Origin of the sequence: Dyadobacter fermentans DSM 18053, from assembly GCF_000023125.1 — a bacterium.
GTDB classification, from domain to species: Bacteria; Bacteroidota; Bacteroidia; order Cytophagales; family Spirosomataceae; genus Dyadobacter; species Dyadobacter fermentans.
In genome coordinates this window covers 6220525-6240722 of sequence record NC_013037.1, presented here as the reverse complement: position 1 = coordinate 6240722, position 20198 = coordinate 6220525, and the positions used below count along the sequence as shown (strand labels likewise).

At 46.4% G+C, this 20198-nt stretch carries 20 protein-coding genes and 1 tRNA gene; 15 read left to right on the top strand and 6 right to left on the bottom strand.

The features are described 5' to 3' along the window. The first annotated feature begins 21 nt into the window (after positions 1-21). The 11 genes from DFER_RS29345 (at position 22) to DFER_RS25735 (ending at position 9202) form a co-directional block, all read left to right on the top strand. Complete coding sequence (locus DFER_RS29345) at positions 22-897, top strand: sensor histidine kinase (RefSeq protein WP_015814615.1); 876 nt, start codon at positions 22-24, stop codon at positions 895-897. A 36-nt stretch (positions 898-933) separates the two neighbouring features. Further along, positions 934-1341 (top strand): response regulator, encoded by a 408-nt coding sequence (locus tag DFER_RS25780; protein WP_015814614.1) that lies wholly within the window; start codon positions 934-936, stop codon positions 1339-1341. A gap of 251 nt (positions 1342-1592) precedes the next feature. Beyond that, positions 1593-2828 (top strand): site-specific integrase, encoded by a 1236-nt coding sequence (locus tag DFER_RS25775; protein ID WP_015814613.1) that lies wholly within the window; start codon positions 1593-1595, stop codon positions 2826-2828. A gap of 4 nt (positions 2829-2832) precedes the next feature. Continuing rightward, the gene (locus DFER_RS25770; RefSeq protein ID WP_015814612.1) at positions 2833-3900 is read left to right on the top strand and encodes a hypothetical protein; all 1068 of its coding nucleotides are present in this window, start codon (positions 2833-2835) and stop codon (positions 3898-3900) included. A gap of 66 nt (positions 3901-3966) precedes the next feature. Then, complete coding sequence (locus DFER_RS25765; protein WP_041735500.1) at positions 3967-4266, top strand: helix-turn-helix domain-containing protein; 300 nt, start codon at positions 3967-3969, stop codon at positions 4264-4266. Next, the gene (locus tag DFER_RS25760; protein WP_015814610.1) at positions 4256-5461 is read left to right on the top strand and encodes a primase-helicase family protein; all 1206 of its coding nucleotides are present in this window, start codon (positions 4256-4258) and stop codon (positions 5459-5461) included. Before DFER_RS25765 ends, DFER_RS25760 begins: the two co-directional genes overlap by 11 nt. A 247-nt stretch (positions 5462-5708) precedes the next feature. After that, positions 5709-6614, top strand: coding sequence for a DUF8464 domain-containing protein (locus DFER_RS25755; RefSeq protein ID WP_187293406.1), 906 nt, complete (start codon positions 5709-5711; stop codon positions 6612-6614). Between the two features lie 123 nt (positions 6615-6737). Next, positions 6738-7115 (top strand): plasmid mobilization protein, encoded by a 378-nt coding sequence (locus tag DFER_RS25750; protein WP_015814608.1) that lies wholly within the window; start codon positions 6738-6740, stop codon positions 7113-7115. A gap of 43 nt (positions 7116-7158) precedes the next feature. Further along, positions 7159-8043, top strand: coding sequence for a relaxase/mobilization nuclease domain-containing protein (locus tag DFER_RS25745; RefSeq protein ID WP_187293405.1), 885 nt, complete (start codon positions 7159-7161; stop codon positions 8041-8043). Beyond that, positions 8040-8576, top strand: coding sequence for a hypothetical protein (locus tag DFER_RS25740; protein ID WP_015814606.1), 537 nt, complete (start codon positions 8040-8042; stop codon positions 8574-8576). The genes DFER_RS25745 and DFER_RS25740 overlap by 4 nt, the downstream gene beginning before the upstream one ends. A 191-nt stretch (positions 8577-8767) precedes the next feature. Continuing rightward, complete coding sequence (locus DFER_RS25735; protein ID WP_015814605.1) at positions 8768-9202, top strand: response regulator; 435 nt, start codon at positions 8768-8770, stop codon at positions 9200-9202. Between the two features lie 759 nt (positions 9203-9961). Here DFER_RS25735 and DFER_RS25725 read toward each other — a convergent pair. Continuing rightward, positions 9962-10744 carry a transglutaminase family protein gene (locus DFER_RS25725; RefSeq protein ID WP_229206114.1) on the bottom strand — a complete coding sequence of 261 codons (783 nt, stop codon included), beginning with the start codon at positions 10742-10744 and terminating at the stop codon, positions 9962-9964. A 328-nt stretch (positions 10745-11072) separates the two neighbouring features. Between DFER_RS25725 and DFER_RS25720 the strand changes: the two genes are divergently transcribed. Next, positions 11073-13316, top strand: coding sequence for a glycosyltransferase family 4 protein (locus tag DFER_RS25720; protein WP_015814601.1), 2244 nt, complete (start codon positions 11073-11075; stop codon positions 13314-13316). Further along, positions 13313-14323 carry a glycosyltransferase family 4 protein gene (locus DFER_RS25715; RefSeq protein ID WP_015814600.1) on the top strand — a complete coding sequence of 337 codons (1011 nt, stop codon included), beginning with the start codon at positions 13313-13315 and terminating at the stop codon, positions 14321-14323. Before DFER_RS25720 ends, DFER_RS25715 begins: the two co-directional genes overlap by 4 nt. On the opposite strand, the gene DFER_RS25710 is transcribed toward DFER_RS25715, so the two are convergent. From DFER_RS25710 to DFER_RS25700, 3 genes are all read right to left on the bottom strand, one after another. Beyond that, on the bottom strand, positions 14320-15792 hold the full coding sequence (locus tag DFER_RS25710) for a glycoside hydrolase family 130 protein (protein WP_015814599.1): 1473 nt from the start codon (positions 15790-15792) through the stop codon (positions 14320-14322). The genes DFER_RS25715 and DFER_RS25710 overlap by 4 nt on opposite strands. A gap of 9 nt (positions 15793-15801) precedes the next feature. Beyond that, positions 15802-16728: a lysophospholipid acyltransferase family protein gene (locus DFER_RS25705; RefSeq protein ID WP_015814598.1), complete on the bottom strand. Its 927-nt coding sequence runs from the start codon at positions 16726-16728 to the stop codon at positions 15802-15804. A gap of 70 nt (positions 16729-16798) precedes the next feature. Then, positions 16799-16990, bottom strand: a complete 192-nt coding sequence (locus DFER_RS25700; RefSeq protein WP_015814597.1) for a cold-shock protein — start codon at positions 16988-16990, stop codon at positions 16799-16801. Positions 16991-17126: 136 nt separating this feature from the next. Between DFER_RS25700 and DFER_RS25695 the strand changes: the two genes are divergently transcribed. Further along, positions 17127-17576 (top strand): hypothetical protein, encoded by a 450-nt coding sequence (locus DFER_RS25695; protein ID WP_143828809.1) that lies wholly within the window; start codon positions 17127-17129, stop codon positions 17574-17576. 47 nt (positions 17577-17623) lie between these two features. Here DFER_RS25695 and DFER_RS25690 read toward each other — a convergent pair whose 3' ends face one another. Beyond that, on the bottom strand, positions 17624-18040 hold the full coding sequence (locus DFER_RS25690; RefSeq protein ID WP_015814596.1) for a response regulator: 417 nt from the start codon (positions 18038-18040) through the stop codon (positions 17624-17626). A 748-nt stretch (positions 18041-18788) separates the two neighbouring features. On the opposite strand from DFER_RS25690, the gene DFER_RS25685 reads away from it, so the two are divergent. Next, the gene (locus DFER_RS25685) at positions 18789-19874 is read left to right on the top strand and encodes a fatty acid desaturase (protein ID WP_015814594.1); all 1086 of its coding nucleotides are present in this window, start codon (positions 18789-18791) and stop codon (positions 19872-19874) included. Between the two features lie 127 nt (positions 19875-20001). Here the strand turns inward: DFER_RS25685 and DFER_RS25680 are convergent. Next, positions 20002-20075: transfer RNA gene (locus DFER_RS25680), tRNA-Ala, on the bottom strand. Positions 20076-20198: the final 123 nt, after the last annotated feature.

The following is a 20198-nucleotide window of genomic DNA, read 5'->3' as shown; positions in this document are numbered from 1 at the left end:
CAAGCGCGCTATGATGAAAAGTTGACAGGCCTTTCCGGTACCGAGCGCTGGCTGGGTGTCTCCATCAGCAGGCAGGACGACGGCGTGGTTCTAACCGGCCTCGACATTACCGAACTCAAAGAGGCACAGTCGCAGCAACAATTCTGGCTGACGGAGCTGGAAAAATCGAGCCACAGTGCGGAAAACGTGGAACAGCTTCGCAATGCATTGAAAGAACGCGGCGAACTCCTGCGTTCGGCATCCCATGATCTGAGAGGCCAGGTGGGGGTGATTGCCTCTGCCACCCAGCTGCTGGGCATGGCCGGCAATGCGACCGATAGCAATGTGCTGATCCAGATGATTCAGCGCAACATCGGGCAAATGACCCATTTAATGAGCAATTTACTCGATTATGCCCGGCTTGAATCCGGTCAGGAAGCCATCCATGTCAGCCGTTTTAATGTTGCCGAACTATTACAGGAGCTGATCGACGGTACGGAGGCATTCGCGTCGGAGCGCCAGTTATGGCTCAGAAGCAACGGCCCCGATGCCCTGGAAATCGACAGCGACCCGGTACAAATCAGGCGGATCGCTCAAAACCTTGTACTGAATGCACTCAAATACACAACCACGGGTGGAGTAACGGTAAGCTGGCAATCTTTGGAGGATGCAAACGGCTGGCAATTAACGGTTTCGGACACCGGTCCAGGCCTTTCGGCCCAGCAAATCTCGCGGCTCACCGGTCAGACGAGCGAAGTAGCAGGCGTGCGGGAAAGCACCAGCCGGAAGTCCGGCGGCGAGGGCATAGGCCTTTCGATTGTGAGCCAGCTGTGTAATAAGCTGGGCGGGAAACTGCAAGTGCAAAGTGAGGCTGGAAAAGGAACAATATTTTTAATTCGCTTCACGAATATAAAATAGCGCTCGTTTTATCAATAAAGTTATCGACAGAGGAATATGACAGGATCTTGCTTAGTCTACCTGGTGGACGATGATGCTGATTATCAATACCTGGTAGGCCAAGTATTCACTATCTTCCTGGCCAAGCACCGCATCCGGTTCTTCGCCAACGGGGCTGAGCTGGTCAATGCGATCGAATCAGCCTCGATTAACACAGACGAAATGCCCTCGGCGATCCTGCTCGATATCGACATGCCGGACATGGACGGCTTCCAAACGCTGACGGCCATCAAACAAAACCCCATCTGGCAGCAAGTGCACGTCATCATGATGACAAACCGCGACCAGCCCGAATACCGCGAAGAATCCGAGCGCCTGGGCGCCCACGCATTTCTCTTAAAGCCGATCAGCTTATTTGAGAGACAAAAAGAAATGACTCAGATTTGCGAGCGTTACGACGATTGACTCAAAATAAAAAGCCACTTACACGGGATGTAAGTGGCTGATTGTTTGTGGAGAATATCGGATTCGAACCGACGACCTCTTGCATGCCATCCAGATTTTTGAGGATTTTTTGTATATTTGATTTTTATAAAAAACAGTCTAACATATTGAATATTAGTCATTTAATTGAGTTTCTTTAAGTTTGCTTAATTATCCTTAGACAAGAAATGTTCGACCTATGTTCGACCTAATTTTGATCAAAATATGCACTGATGGCACTCTCAACCAAGTTTATCCTAGCTTCCAAAGTTAACGATTCGTGCGAGTATCCGATAATGCTCCGCATCATTATTAACCGTAAGAACCAGTTAGTCAGCACAAAGAAGAGCTGTAAACAAGAAAATTGGCTCGAAAATCAACAGCAAGTTGCCCGCGGTCACCCTAAGCATCAGGAGATCAATTTACTCCTTAGAACAATCGTTTCTGAGTTAGATTTTCTCATCATATCCGAAGGAAAAAAAGGTCGAAAGCCAACGTTCGACGAAATGAAAAGTGTGGTTCGTAATTTGACCGGAGCAACGAAAGAACCGGAGAGCAAATCACTTTTTAAGCTCTTTGAGGACCATATTTCTCTGCTCAATCAGCAAAACCGGATTGGCTACGCGGACACCTTTAAATTTACACTGAGCAGCTTGAAAGGGTTTGTGAAAAACAAAGACCGAGATCTCCTATCTATCAATCTAAATTTTCTGAAGAAATATGAAGAATACTTGATGGAACGCGGATGCGCTATTACCACAAGAAGTGTCTATCTAAGGACCTTTAGAACGATGTGGAAGGTGGCAATCCGAGAAAAATTTTGCTCCGAGGGCCACTATCCTTTTAAAGAGCTCGCATTTGGCAAATACAACAACCCTAGGACAAAAAAAAGAGCGATTCAAAAATCGCAGATTGATCAAATCTCAGCCCTAGTGATCGATCCAATGAATGATACACTCATTAATTCACGTAATTACTTCCTTTTCAGTTTTTATTGCCGAGGAATCAATTTTACGGATCTTGCAAGTTTAAAATGGGATAACATTGTTGATGACGAACTTGAATATATCAGATCGAAAACCAAGGAAGAATTTCGTTTTAAGCTCCATCCAGAAGCTATGCGGATCCTTGATTTTTACCGAAACCTTCGAGGCAACAGCGATGCCGGCTACATCTTTCCCATATTGTACAAAAGACACGACAGCATACAGTCGATCAGATATAGAAAGCAGAAGATTCGAACGCGGGTTAACAAGGACTTACAAGAATTGGGTGCAATCTTAGGCATTCAGAAGAACCTGACTACGTACGTGGCCCGACATTCATATGCAACCACGCTCCGGAGAAACGGAGTATCCAAGGAGAATATAGGCAGATCATTGGGACATGACAGCTTAAAAACAACTGATATTTATCTGGAAGACATCGGGGATCCAATTTTGGATGAACTGATTAACTCAACGCTTTGAACGCATGTATTTTTTCAATTTGCCAGGCTTCGATCCTGATCTCGGTATAAATCTGGACGATCAGGGACGGTTTCCATATTTAAGGTTTGCAGATTATGTTTTTCGCAGAGGAAAAGTAGATTATCTAGCACGCAACTTCCGCTTTGAGAACATTGCTGACAAGACAATGCCGCCGCTCTTTCTCAGTGAACCGCATCTGGAAGCCATTTTCGACCTAAAAGACCAGAAGAATATCATCGTAGATCATCATAGCCCAATCTCGGAGTCTTATGCCGACGAACTGAGAGTGCTATTTGAAAAAGGTTACTTCGACGCGATGAAGGAGTATCCACAACAAATAATCTCTATTCTCTATAATCCTGACAACGAAAGCAAAATCGCTCATTTGGAGCAATTCATTGAATTTTGCTCCTATCATTTATACTTTGAGGGATTTGCTGTTCCATCCTGTTTATACGCACTCGGATTTATTCAGGCTTACCTCGTACGTGCGTGCGGCGATAGAATTAATACCCTCCGCCTTCCCAAGTATAAAACTCCGGTCGGGTTACAGAAGCAAGAATTGCCAGTGGTCGAAGCGCAAACGAAAGGGCCGGAGAGAATTCCCCTGGACTACGCGGTTGACGAAATCATATCCATGTGGTTGATTTTAATTGATGCGTGGAAATGTAAGGCAGTGGGCTCCATTCAGGTTTTCACCAGTGAAGAGGAAGTGTTGCAGCTGTTGGGAATGATGTTTGAAGAAAAAGGAGGCAGACTTCCACGACCTGAACACAAGTACTTTGAAATGCCTCCGGGAAACCATGAGAGGGTTTTAAACCTGCTGATGCATGCCACCTACAAGCTGAATACAGATAGGAACAATATTGGGCTTGACAGATACTGTCAATTACTGCTCGATACATTTTCCTGCTACTCGAAAACCAAGCTCGAAAGTCTTCGCAGTAACATCAATAAAGCACGTGGCAATATCGTGCAGAGTATTGCCAATCTGGCTGATAGCCCGCATTCTAAAAATGTTTTGAAAACATTAAGGAAAATAAACGAGTACGGCGTCGGCGACCTGACTTAGTCAACTTCATATTGTTTTTCCCCGATTTTCTAGCCTTGCTTTGCCCATCACCAAAACGCAAAAGGGATGAGCACAACAGTTCTAGTTTCAATGAACGATCAGCAATTATCAGAGTTGATCGAGTCTTCACTGCGCCGGGTTTTAGAGTCAAAACCGGAGGCTGCCGCCGATACCAGTGACACTTTACTCGACACCAAGGAGGCCGCGCGCCTGACCAAATACAAGGAGACTTCCATTTATGGGCTGGTGAAAAGAAAAAAGATTCCATTCTGCAAAATGGAAGGCAAGCTACTCTTTTCCCGCAAAGAGCTTCTGGAATGGATAGCCAATGGTCAGCAAAAAATCGGAGGTAGCCATGAAAGATAATCCGGTTTACCTGCGCATAGGTACCAGTTACTTTAAGAAAGTCAACCGGCCATTATCCTCCGGCGACACAATTTCCTCTTTGATTCCCTGGTCGGCTGAATGCATCCGCCTGGATCACAGCCGTGACTACTTGAAGGACCGGGTAGATTGTTACGATGGCTTTTGTTTCGTCCCGAGCCATCTGGATTATCAGCAAAAGGTCGGAGGGTTTTACAACCGCTACCAGTCATTCCAACATGAGTCGCGGCACGGCGATGCCTCGGTGATCTTTCAGTTCCTGAGTCACATTTTCGGTGAGCAGATCGAGATGGGTTATGACTACTTTAAAATCCTGCTCGAACGTCCGACCCAAATCCTTCCAATTTTGTGCCTGGTGAGCGAGGAACGCGGAACCGGAAAGACTACATTCCTGCATTTTGTCAAATCCATCTTCGGCGAAAACATGACGATCAACAGCAATGAGGATTTCCGCTCCAATTTCAACATCGAATGGGCACAGAAACTGGTCATCGGCGTTGACGAAACATTCCTGGATAGAAAGGAGGATTCGGAGCGGATCAAGAATCTTAGCACGGCTCGGTTTTACAAAGTCGAGGCCAAAGGCCATGACCGGCAGGAGGTGGAATTCTTCGGGAAATTCATTTTGTGTAGTAACAACGAAGATCATTTTATCATCGCAGAGCCGGGAGAAATTCGGTATTGGGTGAGAAAGGTGCCGCCACTAAAATCAGAGAATCACCACTTGCTTGCCCAGCTTCGTGCCCAGATCCCGTTCTTTCTGCATTTCCTGGTGAGCCGTGACTTCGTTCATCCCAGTAAAACGAGAATGTGGTTTACAACTGATCAGATTGCGACACCTGCATTAAAAAAGCTGCTGAACCAAAATCGGAACAAGCTGGAAGTGGAGATCGCCCATATTCTGCTGACGATCGCAGACGAAAAGGAGCTGGACGAAATCCGGTTTTGCACCGGCGATGTCCAGGACTGGCTCAACAAAAAGCACATCCGTTTTAAAGACCTCTCACAGATTAAGCGAATCCTGCAAAATGTCTGGAAGTTGAGCCCGGCAAGTAATTCACTGACGTACCCGCAATACAAATTTTTAACCGACGGTTCAATCTTCGAGCAGACCGGCAAGGGCAGGTTCTATACCCTATCCCGAGGGCGCATAAATGAGCTCAATGATTTGCCCTAATTTCTGATGCTTTGATGCGCATCATATTTAATTAATTGATTAATAAATAATTACAGCGCATCAAATCCGCATCAAAGCGCATCAATCCCAAAAAAACGATGCGGCCTCTGATGCATTTTGATGCTTTTCTGATGCGGACTTAAATGATTAAATACCAATCAGTTGTAAGCTCTTCGCATCAATTCATCAATTTCTTCACTTTCAAGCCCCAGTAATTATGACTTGTGAGCAAGCCAAACAGATATCTATGGTAGACCTGTTGGAACACTGCCATATCCGGCCCCAATATGTTCGTGGACAAGACCATTGGTACCTCTCCCCGTTCAGGGACGAGAAAACGCCTTCTTTTAAGGTCAATGCCCGGTTGAATGTCTATTATGACCATGGAAGCGGTCAGGGAGGAGATATCATTGATTTAGGGCGCGTCCTGTTTCGTTGCGATACAAAAGCGTTGTTGGAGATATTGGATTCCGATCTTTTCCTATTTCAACCGCAAGACCTGAAATCGGCTGGCTTGCATATAGGCAGTGCCGTTACACCAGCCAGAGCAATCGATCAGCCTGCCATCCAAATTACTGCTTTAAAAGAGTTAGGCAGTAACCCGGCAATTACTCATTATCTGGAATCGCGTGGTATCGATCTGGCCGTTGCTAAAACATACTGTCACGAGGTATACTACCGGGTTGGCGACAAAAATTATTTCGCCGCCGGTTTCGAAAACCGGTCGGGCGGCTATGAGCTGAGAAGTGCCTACTTCAAGGGCTCGACATCTCCGAAAGACATATCCCATATCGAGAATGGTCATAGCTCGGTCTGCGTGTTGGAAGGCTTTATGGATTTTTTGTCGCTCCTCTCGCTTCGAAAACAGGAGCAGGTCCAGACCGACTTTGTGGTGCTCAATTCGGTAAGTCTGGCAGAGCGAAGTGTGGACATTGTCAAAGGTTACAGCACCGCTTTTCTATATCCGGATCATGATGCAGCTGGGAAAAAGTTGCTCGAAAGATTCGAGAGCGAAGGGATTAATGGTGTTGATGCGTCGGGAATTTATCAGGATTACAAAGATCTGAACCAGATGCTGGTTGCAAGCAAACATCAGGAAAAACAGCCACAACATCGGTACCGTCACAGGAAGTCCCGAGGTCTGGGCCTCTAAGTTTCTTTAAGGGAGCAAGTTTGTGTTTTCGCTTCGCAAAAACTCGTTCCGGCCGCGCCGAAACTCAAACTTGCTTTTACTCCCGATGGTCGCAAAAGGTATTTAACAGATTCCGTAAACGAGATGAAAGAGAAAGAAAGCATGGAGGAAAAGCCACACAAATCCAAAGGCGGACGGCCGCCCAAGAAGGTCAAACGAAACGCGCAGCTGATGGTCCGACTTTCAGAAACCGAGCGGTTTTTGATTGAGTCCAAAGCCAAGGACGCAGGCCTTCGGCCAAGCACCTGGTTGAGGCAAGCGGCTAAGAAGGCCAGGGTTATTGCGCGGCTCTCCGCAGAGGAAGCTGGTTTCGTCAGAATGCTGGCTGGCCTGGCTAATAACTTAAACCAGCTGCTCAGATTTACGAATATGCAGGGGCTGCTTTACGAGACAAGAAAAGCCGCGCAGCTTCTATCAGACATAGATCATTTACTCAAAAGACTAGCCAACGATGATCGGTAAAATAATGATAGGATCAAGTTTCGGAGGGGCAGTCAGGTATGTCATGCAGAAAGAGCAGGCTATCGTGCTTCATGGCGAAGGCGTCAGGACCCAGGATATGAAGTCAGCTATCCATGACTTCAATGCTCAGCGCCAGATGAATCCCGAGCTGGGAAAGGCTGTCGGCCACCTGGTGCTGAGTTGGAGTGCGTTTGACAAGGATAAGCTCTCACAAAAAGTCATGGTCGAGAGGGCTGCCGAATATATGACCAAAATGAAAATCCAGAACACCCAGTATCTGATCGTTGAACATCGCGATACCAATCAGCCGCATATTCATATTCTCTACAACCGGGTTGATAATGCTGGCAAATCCATTTCGGACCGCTTTCAGAAGCGATTGAATCAGAAGGTTTGCAAGGAGATGACTTTGGAACATGGCTACTACATAGGCAAAGGAAAAGCGCTGGTTAACCGGGGCAAGCTTAGGGGACTGGATAAAATGCGTTACGAGCTGGCAGATCAAATTAGAATTGCTAGCAGGTCGGCAGTGAATTGGAAACAATTGGAAGGAGCGCTTTCATCGAGCGGAATTACACTCATCTACAAATACAAGTCTGGTACCGATCAGATTGAAGGTATTAGTTTCCAGAAGGATGGAACGGTGTTGAAGGGCTCAAAAGTAGACCGAAGCATGAGTTTTCTGGCACTTGATAAAAAGCTGCGGGAAAATTTTCAGCAACATATGTCGGTGAGGCGTCGGATGTGGGAGCGTGGGACACCACCACCGGCGCAAGAAAAAATGCTATCTCACCGATATGGTTTGCCGAACTATCCGGAGGAAAACCTGCTGAAAGACTTGATGGATCCCGTAACGCAACACGACACGACTAATCCAGAGCTTAAAAGAAAACACAAACGCAAAAAATCGAGAGGATTACATTTATGAAAGATATCGAAGATAAACTGGATGGCTTCGAGCAGGTATTGGCTATCCTGGTAAAAAAGATTTCAGTGCTGGAAAGCCTGTCGATTGATCCCAAAGTGCAGGTCGATGATTTAGCACGCCAAATGCTGGCTGATATTCAGGCCAGCCTGGCAAAAATGCCGTCAGGCAAAATGATGCTTTCCGAGCTAGTGGGTGTTAGAAAGCGCCTTGAAACATTATCATATGCTCTGGAAAATCCTAAGCCAGTCACGTTCGATTGGAAGGCTAAAAGTTACCTTGTCTCATTGGCAGTACTGCTTTGTGTTACCGCTGCTTCGCTTGCGACAGTTAGATGTTCGAATGAGGAAATTGAACAGGGGCGTCGCACAGCGGCAAGGTACGAAGTGGCTCAGCAATTATCTCCTCGTTTAACGGGCATGATTGATCAAGCTTTCGACCAAACAACGGAACCCTCAGTAGATTCGCTTCGGCATGTGTGGGCGTCTTTGGATTTAAATTCACGAAAGCTTAATAATAACCGCCGGAATAGATAATAAACTAAGTAGCGGTTGATGTCGATGCTAGCGCCATTTTTCGAGTCAAAACCGGGGCACTTTCCTGTTACGCTCTTACACCGGAGCCTGCCAAAAATCGGCCTGGTGGCGTTGTATCCAGTTGTTAATGAAATCAACGATCTTGGACTGGACCGAGATTTGTAAACCATCCGCTTTAATCCTCATATCAAATGAACAAAAAAGGCATTATTATAGTGATTGAGGATGATTTAGACGATCAATTCGTGCTCGAAGAGGCTTTCGTAGAGCTTGATTTCCCCAACAAAAGGATTTATTTCCCCGACGGATTTGCAGCACTAGACTATTTGCATGCGCACCATGGCTCCATTTTCTTGATACTATCGGATGTAAATCTGCCAAAGCTCACAGGATTAGAGCTGAGAGTTGAATTAAAGAAGAATGCGGACATAGCACTTAAATGTGTGCCTTACCTGTATTTGACGACATCGCTTAACCATGCTCATGTGGTCGAAGCCTACTGCGATTCGGTGCAGGGTTTTTTCGTGAAACCGGCCGACTTTGAGGAGATAAAAGAGCTGTTGGAAACTATTGTTCGCTATTGGACTGCTTCTGCATCAAGCCGACTACATGAAGAATGTTTTTAGATTTTAAGCTATGTAAGCTCCCGAGCTAAAAACGATATGGGACAAAGTAGACGGACATAAAATAAGGTGTCGGATTTGGACGCTATATTCCCTTCAAGGGCTGAGAGTAACTACATTCATCGTCTGACAAGTTGTCAAAGTTTTGTTAATAGGTAGGTTTTAACTACATCTTCAAAAGCTTCTTTTGTTTTTAGCTTTGAGGGGTCTAATGCAGAAAATTGAAACAATCTGTCTTTCAGCTCGTCGTGTAGGTAAAAGAAAATAGAGCCTTCTTTTATGCAGATTCTTATATGTCGTCCCGCGGCAGAGAGCCAGTCCATGTATTCAATGTAGTCCTCGATGTCAAAATCTTCTACCTCCGCCAAAAAGGTGTATCCGTAAAGAGACATTTTTATTCCTGCTTATTCTCCTTCTTTGCCAGTTCTGTTTTCCGATACTTCAAACTTTCATGAGGTCTGTATAGCCTAAACGTTTATTTTTCAGAACAGGCGCCGCGGATACTTCGGACCCCATGGTATCCTTTATCTTTCTGCAATTTTGAAAAAAATTGAATTTATTGCAACAACAATGCCGGCGTCTAGGTCTTGTTTCCCATATTACCTTGTGCGTATGCGGAAAGTTCAGGATTTTGATTAAGATCAAAAGTCTGTACTCGCTTGCGACAATTTATTGTTGTGTTACCTCAACGATAACCCAGGTACAATCGCGATAAGAGATTAGCGATAAAGTTCGGACAACTGGGATAAACGGCGTTGCTGTCTAGTGATTTGTTAGTTCAAATTGATAGGTCATTGTAGCTGAGCAGGGCTCGGTTAGTCCTTCCACCAGTGCGACCTGCTCTGGACCGGGTCCAATCGCAAGCGGGATATGGCCTTCACTGGTAAACAGGCCCGAGGTCGTGTCCAAACCAATCCAGCTGGCCCCTGGTATGAAAACTTCTGCCCAGGCATGCAATTCAACGGAGTCGCCTGATGCGGTACCTAATTGGATCAAATAGCCTGATGCAAATCTACTTGCCAATCCTATTCGTCGCAGCACCTGAACCATGAGCCATGCAGAATCGCGGCAAGAGCCAGTACGGGTTCTCAGGGTCATCTCGCATGACTGCACGCCTGGCTCTAATCTCCGCACGTAACGGATATAATTACAAATGTGCTGATTGAGCTGTACCAGGAAAGAGAGAGTTTCACCATGGAACTTTTCGAAGCAGCCAACGAATGCAGTGAGAACGGAACTTCTGTCTACAATTTGTAAGTAAGGTAGCAATGCATTTTTTACAATCGAAGGATACAAAAATGGGAAGTGCTGCGATTCATCGTCGACTAGCACATCGAAGGGGTTCACACTGGTCAGCTCGATTTCCAGAGTAACCTCCACCGACATAAAATCTGTTTTCTCATCGAAATCGGCCCGTGCCATTTTATTGCCGTAAACATCGTGTTGCCAGTATAAGCGATTAGCCGGCCGCAGAACAAAACTGTGTCCTTCGATGATCGCCTGGGTATCGCGCTGCGGAGCAAGGCGGAATCTGTGTGGGGACAAAAGGACCTTGTGATCGTAGGCGTAATCTATCCTATGTTTGACTGAAACGCGCGTCATCTAATCGCCCTTCGACTTACTATCCCGCTTCTCCTTCTTATCCGCGCGCTTTTCTTTCAGGTTTTTAGCGGGCTTTTTCTTGTCACTTTTCTGCTGGTTTTTTTCTTTTGACATGGTTTTTAGTTTTGTTGTAAGGTAGGCTCTTTTGCTTGATATTCAACATGTTTTATTGATTCATGGAGATTCTGTGAAGTATTTGGTGGCAGCTGAAATATTCTCGGGTAATGCCGTTTAATTAGGTTACCTTACAACAAATCAACAAACGGCCGAAATGAAAATTGCCTTTATAGGAACCTACCCGCCAAGGGAGTGCGGAATTGGTACTTTTACCCAGAACTTATTTCATTCTACCGTCGGAGAGGAAGCGCTGGTCGGCGGCTCGCAAGGCTTTGTGATCGCGATAGACGACAATGGCCTGCATTATGATTACCCCAAAGAGGTGAAGCTCGCTATCCGGCAGGAGGAGCAAACCGATTACCTGGAAGCAGCCAATGTCATTAACTTGAGCGGGGCCGATGTATGCATCCTCGAACACGAATTCGGCATATTTGGCGGTCAGGACGGCATCTACATTCTGCCGTTGTTGCACCGGCTCAAAATTCCGCTGATCGTCACGCTACATACTGTGCTGAAAACACCTTCCTACAATCAGAAGGCTGTGATGACCGAGATATGTAAAATTGCGCAGTCGGTCGTAGTGATGAGCCAGACCGCGGTCGATATGCTATCGGAGGTCTACAAGGTGCCAATCGACAAAATCGCCCTTATTGCACATGGTGTTCCGGATATACACTTTGGCCAACTTCCGGCCAAGAAAGAATTCAAGCTTTCCTCCAAACAGGTGCTATTGACCTTCGGGTTTATCGGGCGTAATAAAGGAATCGAGACAGTCCTAAAGGCCTTACCCGAGGTAGTCAAACAGTATCCGCAACTTGTCTACATTGTGCTGGGGAAAACACATCCCAATGTAGTCAGGCATGCCGGGGAAGAATACCGTGTATTCCTTGCAGGCCTGGTCAAACAGCTGGGCATTGAAAAGCATGTCGTGTTTCTGAACGAGTTTATAAGTCAGTCCGAGCTTTTCAAATACCTCTCCGCATCCGATATCTATATTACCCCTTATACCAGCGAGGCCCAGATCACCAGCGGGACGCTTTCCTATGCGATCGGCGCCGGCAATGCGGTGATCTCAACGCCCTATTGGCATGCGGCAGAACTGCTCGCCGATGGCAGGGGCCGTCTGTTCAATTTCCACGACTCGTCGGCACTTACTCAGATACTTCTTGAACTCTTGGATCATCCCGAGCAGATGCAGCAGCTCCGGAAGAATGCATTTGATTATGGCCGTGAAATCACCTGGCCGAAAATCGGGGAAAAATATCTGGAATTGGCGGGGTCAATAGCGAAAATCGGACTTGAAATTGAATCGGGCAATCCGATGATTCTGGACCCGCTTGCGCTCCCGCCGTTCCTGCTCGATCATGTGCAGCGCCTCACTGACGACACCGGCATTATCCAGCATGCCAAATACGGGATCCCGAACCTGAAAGAAGGCTATTGCCTGGATGATAATGCAAGGGCCTTGCTGATGGTGTTGATGACTTACAAAAGAAACAAGCATCCGCTCGCCCTAAAGTTGTCGCCCACCTATTTGAGCTACATCAATTACATGCAGACCCAGGATGGCATGTTCCGAAATTTTCTGAGCTTCAACCGGAACTTTCTGGATGAAGTGGGGTCAGAAGACTCTTTTGGTCGCACGATCTGGTCGTTGGGCTATCTGCTCGGTAACGCGCCTAATGACGCCTACTACCAGACCGGCCGCGAGATATTCTTCGACGCCGTGCCGAATTTTATCAGTCTCAGATCTATCCGAAGTATTGCCAACACCATTGTCGGGATATGCCACTATTTGAAAAGCAATCCAACAGACGAAGGGATGATCAAGGTATTGGAGAGCTTAGCCAATAGATTGCTCACGGAATATGATATCCACCGTAGCAGTGATTGGCAATGGTTTGAATCGCTGCTGGCCTACGACAATGCCTTTTTGCCCTTGGCGCTCCTACATGCTGCGGAGTTTTTGCACGATCCCCGCGTCTTCGAAGTAGCAATAGAAAGCATGGACTTCCTTTCGGATGTAACGCTCCGAAATGGCTATTTGTCGGTGGTGGGCAATGAGAACTGGTACGGCAGAGACCGCGAGCAATCGATGTTTGCCCAGCAACCGCTGGATGCCCTTGCCATGGTATTGATGTTCCACCAGGCTTTCCGGCTTACCAAGGATCAATCCTACATCCAGAAATTATCCACGTGTTTCATGTGGTTTTTGGGAGAAAACGACCTCCGGGTAAGCCTTTACGATTTTGAAACAAAGGGCTGCTGCGACGGGTTGGAAAGCACAGGCGTCAACCGAAACCAGGGAGCCGAGAGCACATTGGCCTACCTGATCTCCCATTTAAGCGTGCTCGAAGCATTTGAGGAAGTCACCAAAATGGAAGCCGAACTGGTATGAGAGTGGCTATACTATCATCGATCGCATGGCGTACGCCGCCCCGGCAATATGGGCCGTGGGAGCAGGTGGCCTCCTATCTGACGGAGGGGCTCGTCGAGAAGGGGGTAGATGTAACGCTTTTTGCCACAACCGATTCGATGACTACGGCAAAACTGGAAGGAACCTCGCACGCTCCCTATGCGGAAGACAGGGAGGTAGACCCGAAGGTAGCTGAATGTTTGCATATCAGCCATCTAATGGAAAACGCCTCGCGGTTTGACCTGATCCACAATCATTTCGATTTTCTGCCACTAACCTACTCAAAGCTTATCCCCACCCCAATGCTGACGACGATCCATGGGTTTTCATCCCCGAAAATCCGGGATGTCTACCGGAAGTATAACGGATCATGTTTTTACGCATCCATTAGCAATGCCGATCGTAGCGACGAACTGGACTACATTGCAACAGTTTATAACGGTGTCGACGGCAAGGATTTTCCTTTCGAGAGAAACCCGCAAGACTATCTCCTGTTTTTCGGACGTATCCATCCAGAGAAGGGAACGCTGGAAGCGATTCAGATAGCCCGAGAGTCAGGGAAAGTCCTGCTAATAGCGGGGCTGATTCAGGACGATGCCTATTTCGAGCAAAAGATCGAGCCCTGCGTCGATGAAAGATCAGTCTTTTATATTGGGAACGTCGGGCCATCCGAGCGGAAAACGTTACTCGGAAAGGCGCTCGCTCTGCTTCACCCGATTCAGTTCGACGAACCTTTCGGTTTAAGCGTCGCTGAATCGATGTTTTGCGGTACACCGGTGATCGCCTTTAACCGTGGCTCGATGTGCGAGCTGATTGTCGACGGGAAAACCGGGTTCCTGGTCCATACAATCGGTGAGGCCGTTCAGGCTGTAAAAAGGGTTGCACAGCTTGACAGGCAGGAATGCCGCCAATGGGCGAAGGCGATGTTTTCGAAAGAAAAGATGGTGGACAATTACATGAGCGTCTACGAAGAAATTCTCCGGCGTTAGTTCTTGTCGACGATAAGGTCTTCTAATAATTCTTCTAAATTGACCACTGCATAAGTAGAGGCATAGTCGGAAGTCGCATAGGGGATAATCAGGCTCTGATTGTGCACGAATGCGCCGCAGGAATACACGACATTCGGCACATAACCGTCGCGCTCGCTTGCGTTGGGAATTAGTAGGGGGTTAATCAGACGCCCAATCTCATTTTCAGGACTTTCCAATTCAAACAGCGATGCACCTAGCACGTACTCCCGCATCGGGCCTACTCCGTGCGTTAATACCAGCCATCCCGCCCGGGTTTCAATGGGTGAGCCACAATTTCCCATTTGAACGAATTCCCAGGGAAATTTGGGTGTCTGGATCAACGTGGCCTTGCGCCAAACGCTGATATTATCCGAATAGGCAATGTAATTATTAACGCCGTCGATACGGCAAAGCATGGCGTATTTACCCTTGATCTTGCGGGGAAAAAGTGCCATTCCCTTGTTTTGCGCAATCTCTCCGTGCAGCGGCAGTACTTTGAAATGATAGAAGTCGCGGGTAGTCAAGAGCTTGGGTAGGATATTGACGCCATCGTACGCCGTGTAGGTAGCAAAGTAGGTCTGCTCTTGCTTGTCATCGGTGAAACAGACAAACCGCGCGTCTTCGATACCTCTTTTTTCCGTATCCGCAATGGGAAAGATCACACGTTCTGAGATGTCGGTATCAAGGGAAAAATCCATTTCATAGTGCGAAGAGGCCAGCCACATTACCTCGCGGAGAAACACCGCGCCCGCGATGTCCATCTCCGACAACCCGCTGGTTTCTTCCACGTACCGTTTGAGTTCTTCGTACGTAAAAGTCTCGGTCAACTTTCTTTCCAAAGCCGGATACGCAAGATTATCCAAATCCTGCATTTCGCCTAATTTTGATAGAAACGACTTTTTCTTATAGATGTGGTTGCGCACATGCTCGGGAGAATCGAGTAACCGGCCAGGCGTATCGATGACAATATCATCGTTTTGGTCAATGAGCGCAGAACGGAATACAATAGACGATATATGTCCTTCCCCTGTAGCCCGAAAGCTGAGGATCACCCGCGTTTCACCTAGTTCGACGCCGGATTGATCGGGATCGGCCACAATGGACGGGTTGAAAAAGGCCGCAGCTTCGATGGAGTATTCCATCGTGAAATAGGCACCGATCAGCAGACGTTGGTTCGTTTCCAGATCCTGCGGGTCTATTTGCATGGCTTTGAGCAGAACTTCCAGCTTTCGAAAATGTCGTTCGAATACCTTGAGGATATTCCGATGCCGTTTCGCGTATTTTCTCAGAACGCTGTTCAGTTGCCGTACCTGGGTGCCTGCATCAAGAGCCAGGATAGTCGAAATCAGTTCTTTACTCCTATCCTCGCCATTGTATAGAAATCGCGCAATGACCCGGCTTGAATCAGGTTGAAAAACGGTGTTTTTTCGAATGAGATGTACGGCCATGATCAATATTTAAGATGAATGGATAGCACCCGCCGCCGGAATTTTCCACCGGTTGTGTGACCATAACCAGTAAGATGGGGCACGGCTGATGCTATTCTCCAGAAAATGATAGTAAGACTTTGTAATGCTCAGGGGCGTTGACCGGTCAGGGTGCTCCATCAGCCGAAATGTGAACTCGTAGCTGAAACGAGACCTTTTTTGCGATTCAACGTACACGACTGCCGCCTGCGATGAAGCCGCCATCCGTTCTCCTCCCGTTTGAACGGCAGTCTCCTGGTCCAGGAATGAAATATGAAATTTGTCGCTGCCAGGCGCAGGCCGCTGATCTGCAATGACCACCAGTAAGTTAGGGATAGCAGTTTGGCGCAATAGCGACAACGCTTGCCGGTAAAATCCCTTCTTGGGAATAAGTTTGACCCCCAGGAAAGAACGCAACCTGATCATCATTCTGTCGAGCAGACCATTTTTGATTGGCGAGTAAGCTGTGTAGACCGGATAGTCCGTTACTTGCGGAAGATTAATCAGATATTCCCAGTTCCCGTAGTGCGAAGCGAAGACTATTACTGGCCGCTGGTCTGCGTGGAGTAATTCCAAAACTTCCGGATTATTATACTTAGCCAGGCGCTTTCTCAGTCTTTCAGGAGCCAGGTAAAACAAAAAAGGTTCGAGCAATAGGTCGCTCATATGGCGGTAATATGCGCTTGTCAGCCCACGGATCTCCTCTGCGGACTTGGTGGGGAAAGAACTTATCAGATTTTTCCGGATCACTATTTTCCAGTATTGCAGTACAAACCGAAGCAATAAGGATAGTAAAATTGACAGGAGTGACGTCAGGCAAAGCAGCGCATTACTCAAAAGAGCGGCTGGCAGATCTGTTAATAGCTGCGCTATTGTTCGCCATAAAGATCTCGGGTATTGCGGGATAGTGAATTTCATCTGTTTGGTCTAAAAAACAAAAAATCCTCCGCACCGGGAGGATTTCTATTGCTTTGTATGTTTGTGCCGCCTAGATAATGGTTACATTAACTGCGTTCATGCCTTTTCTACCTTCTTCTACATCGTAATACACACTGTCATTTTCACGGATATCATCATTAAGACCTGTGGTGTGTACAAAAACATCAGCTCCACCATGTTCTGGAGCAATGAAACCAAAACCTTTGGTATCATTAAAAAACTTAACCGTTCCTCTATTCATAACTTTATTTTAAAATATTTATCAAAGGTAAAATAAAATTTTGACAATAAAAATATTTTTGGAAGTATTTAGAATAATATTTTATTCTGCGCAAATTTGGCTACCTTCCAGAAATGCTTTATTAAACCTGAATTCTGTGAGGCAAAAACTGCTCGATATCCATCTGAGTCCCGACTTTTTAGGTGTCCGTGAGGACTGTCTGGAAAAGTTACGGCCTTCTCAAATGGAGCGTCTTGAAAGCTTGATTCGAAAATATCCTACGTTGCTATCCGGAGCCTTTTTTCTCCGGTCGACCTCCCGGAATGGAACCATTTTTAGCTACCCGGATGACGAAACCGGCGATAAGGAGGTAATCGCGTGGTCGCGCATCTCGGATGACAATGAAATACTATGCGCTATGAATTTAGACCAGGAAAATTACGCTATTGTATACGTCACAGTCGATGATGTGATGCACCCTCTTGACGGCTCGATGAAGTGCTTGTTTGCCTCCGATCTGAGCCCGGCAGAATTAAATATTGAAGTGAGAAACGGGAAGGCGATCCGCTTAACAATACCTCCGCACGCGTTGGTTATCTACTGTTGAGATACCCATAGATTACTAAGAGCCACCACTGCGCCGCCTCCCGACGTTCAAGAGGAAATAGCACATGCCAGCCAATAATCCATAATGGCTTTCAGCGTCGAAACAAGTTCCTTTGGCGAATTGGGTTTAATGAAGAAGCCTAGCGCCAATTTACCATATGCATCGATTATCAGCTCGTGATTTGCCCTGTTTGTTAGATAAAGATAAGGGATGCCCGTTCGCCTTATTTCAATGTCAGTAATAAGCTGAGTGTCAAGGTCGGCACCATCCATATAAGGGTGATCAATGTCAGACAGTATCAGGAAGGGTTCTGCATAGGGCGCATTCATGTAGGCTAACGCTGACGCTCCATCCTTGAAATAGGCCCTCCTGTTGGGATAGCTCAGCTTTTCAAATACATATTCCAGCACATTTCTGTCCTCCTCGTCATCCTCAATATTAATAATTTCTCCGTTTCTGTTCATTTGTAGGCGATGATTGGTAGGTGGCCAATTGAAGCAAAAACCTACCCACAGTTAAGATCCCATAAGGCTGGGTCACAAGCTTGTGAAGGGCAGTAAACAAAAAGCGAGCCCTAGCAAATTGCATTTGGGCTCGCCGCGCACCGTTTTATTAAATCGATCAGTTCAATGGAATTGGAATCAATTCCCTTTCAAAAAAAGCCAACATCTTTTTGTCACCGTCGCCGATTTCCTCACAATAGTAAATACGCTTCAAATACTTTTTGACCGTCAAACGCTTCCTGGGGTCCGTTAACATCGAGACCACCGACCCTACTAGATGTATGTTTTCCATTCAGGAAGATAGGGAACTTAAATGGTTATTGCTAAGAGTACATCAATTAAATAACTGCTTTTCAATGGCCTCTTATCACAAATACGCTACCTTTACAGCATTGCCTCTCTAAGATTTTACCGCTCGGTCGCCTCATTGGGAAAAAACCTCCGGCAAACCGCTCCTGCCGGATGTAGGCATTCATCATCACTGATCAATTATTCCCAAGACACCCGCAGTGCCGCCGGTAAATTGCATAGACTTCTTTGCTTCAGAATCATAATGCGTTAGCATTCTTCACTTGTGCGCACCTGACTTAACGGTCAGGTTCAGACTTCGAGATTTGAAAAGGCCTGAGCATTATGCCGCCTGTTTAGCGAAACGGCCTAATGCCGCAAACAACCGCATCAAATATTTCCACTATTTCAACCTATTATTATGAGTTTTATCGATGTCGTATTACGCGTACCATCTTATGGCTGGCAAGACGACGAGGGAAACCTTGTCAAACCCAGTGTTAAACAATTATTTTCAGAGTTTTTCCAGAGATTGAATGTTTTTCGAGACAAAAGAAATTGGTTAACGGTTTTGAGTTGGGGAAAGGTGGTCTGCATGGTACCATTTCTACTACTTTTTATCTTAAAATTTTTTACCGTTCCATTGCTGATCGCCGCGTTCATATACAGCATGTTCGTTATGGGAACACACGGTACCATCTGGCACCACCGATATTGCACGCATGGCGCTTACAAATTTCGCAATCATTTCTGGCGGTTTTTCACACAGAATTTGACGATTAGTATGATCCCTGAGGAAATATATGTGGTGTCTCACCACGTACATCATGCCAAATCTGATCGCCCGGGAGATCCTTATAATGCGGAAGGCGGTTTTTTGTACTGCTTTTTGGCGGATGTTAATCACCAGCCCATTTCACTGAGTCTGGATGAAATCCAATATAGTCGCGTAAAATCACTAATGAAGCATACCGGTCTCGTCCCGAATACATTCCAGCAGTACAAGAGATGGGGATCCTACCAACATCCCAGAAGAGCCTTAGTCAGTTGGGTCCTGAACTGGTCGTTTTGGTATTTAATCTTTTTCTTGCTTGGAGGGCATGCATTATCATGTACACTCTTCGGAGCGGCAGGCTTTTGGGCCGTAGGTGTCAGAACTTTCAATTACGAAGGGCACGGCAAGGGGGAGGATAAGCAGCGCCCCGGAATCGATTTCTACCATGCAGATCGATCTATTAACCAACTGTGGCCAGGAGTTGTTGCCGGTGAGTGGCACAATAACCATCACTTATTTCCTAAAAGTGCAAGAAGTGGTTTTAAACCATACCAAATCGATTTTGCATGGTATTATATCAAATTTCTGCATATCCTCGGTGCAGTGACTAGCTATAATGATGCAAAAAAAATGTTTGACACTCGATACTCAAACCCCAAAAATGAGGTAGATGAAAACACAACGACAGTAGCGGCTGTTCGATTAAACGCTAAACCAGCAAAAAACCGCTAAAAAGTAATGTGGCTGAATCACCAGATACCTAAGAAAGCCAAATAAAAACAAAGAAAAATGTTCGACCTATGTTCGACCTAAATAAAAAAGCCACTTACATTTTATCTGTAAGTGGCTGATTATCAAGTGGAGAATATCGGATTCGAACCGACGACCTCTTGCATGCCATGCAAGCGCTCTAGCCAACTGAGCTAATCCCCCGTTTCAATGCATTTCCGGCGTTCCCGTTGGAGCAGTCGGCCCTCGTTTGAGGAGTGCAAAGATGAAACGGAGAATTTTCAGATGCAAGCACCTGCGCGATTTTTATGTTGTAAAGCACATCTT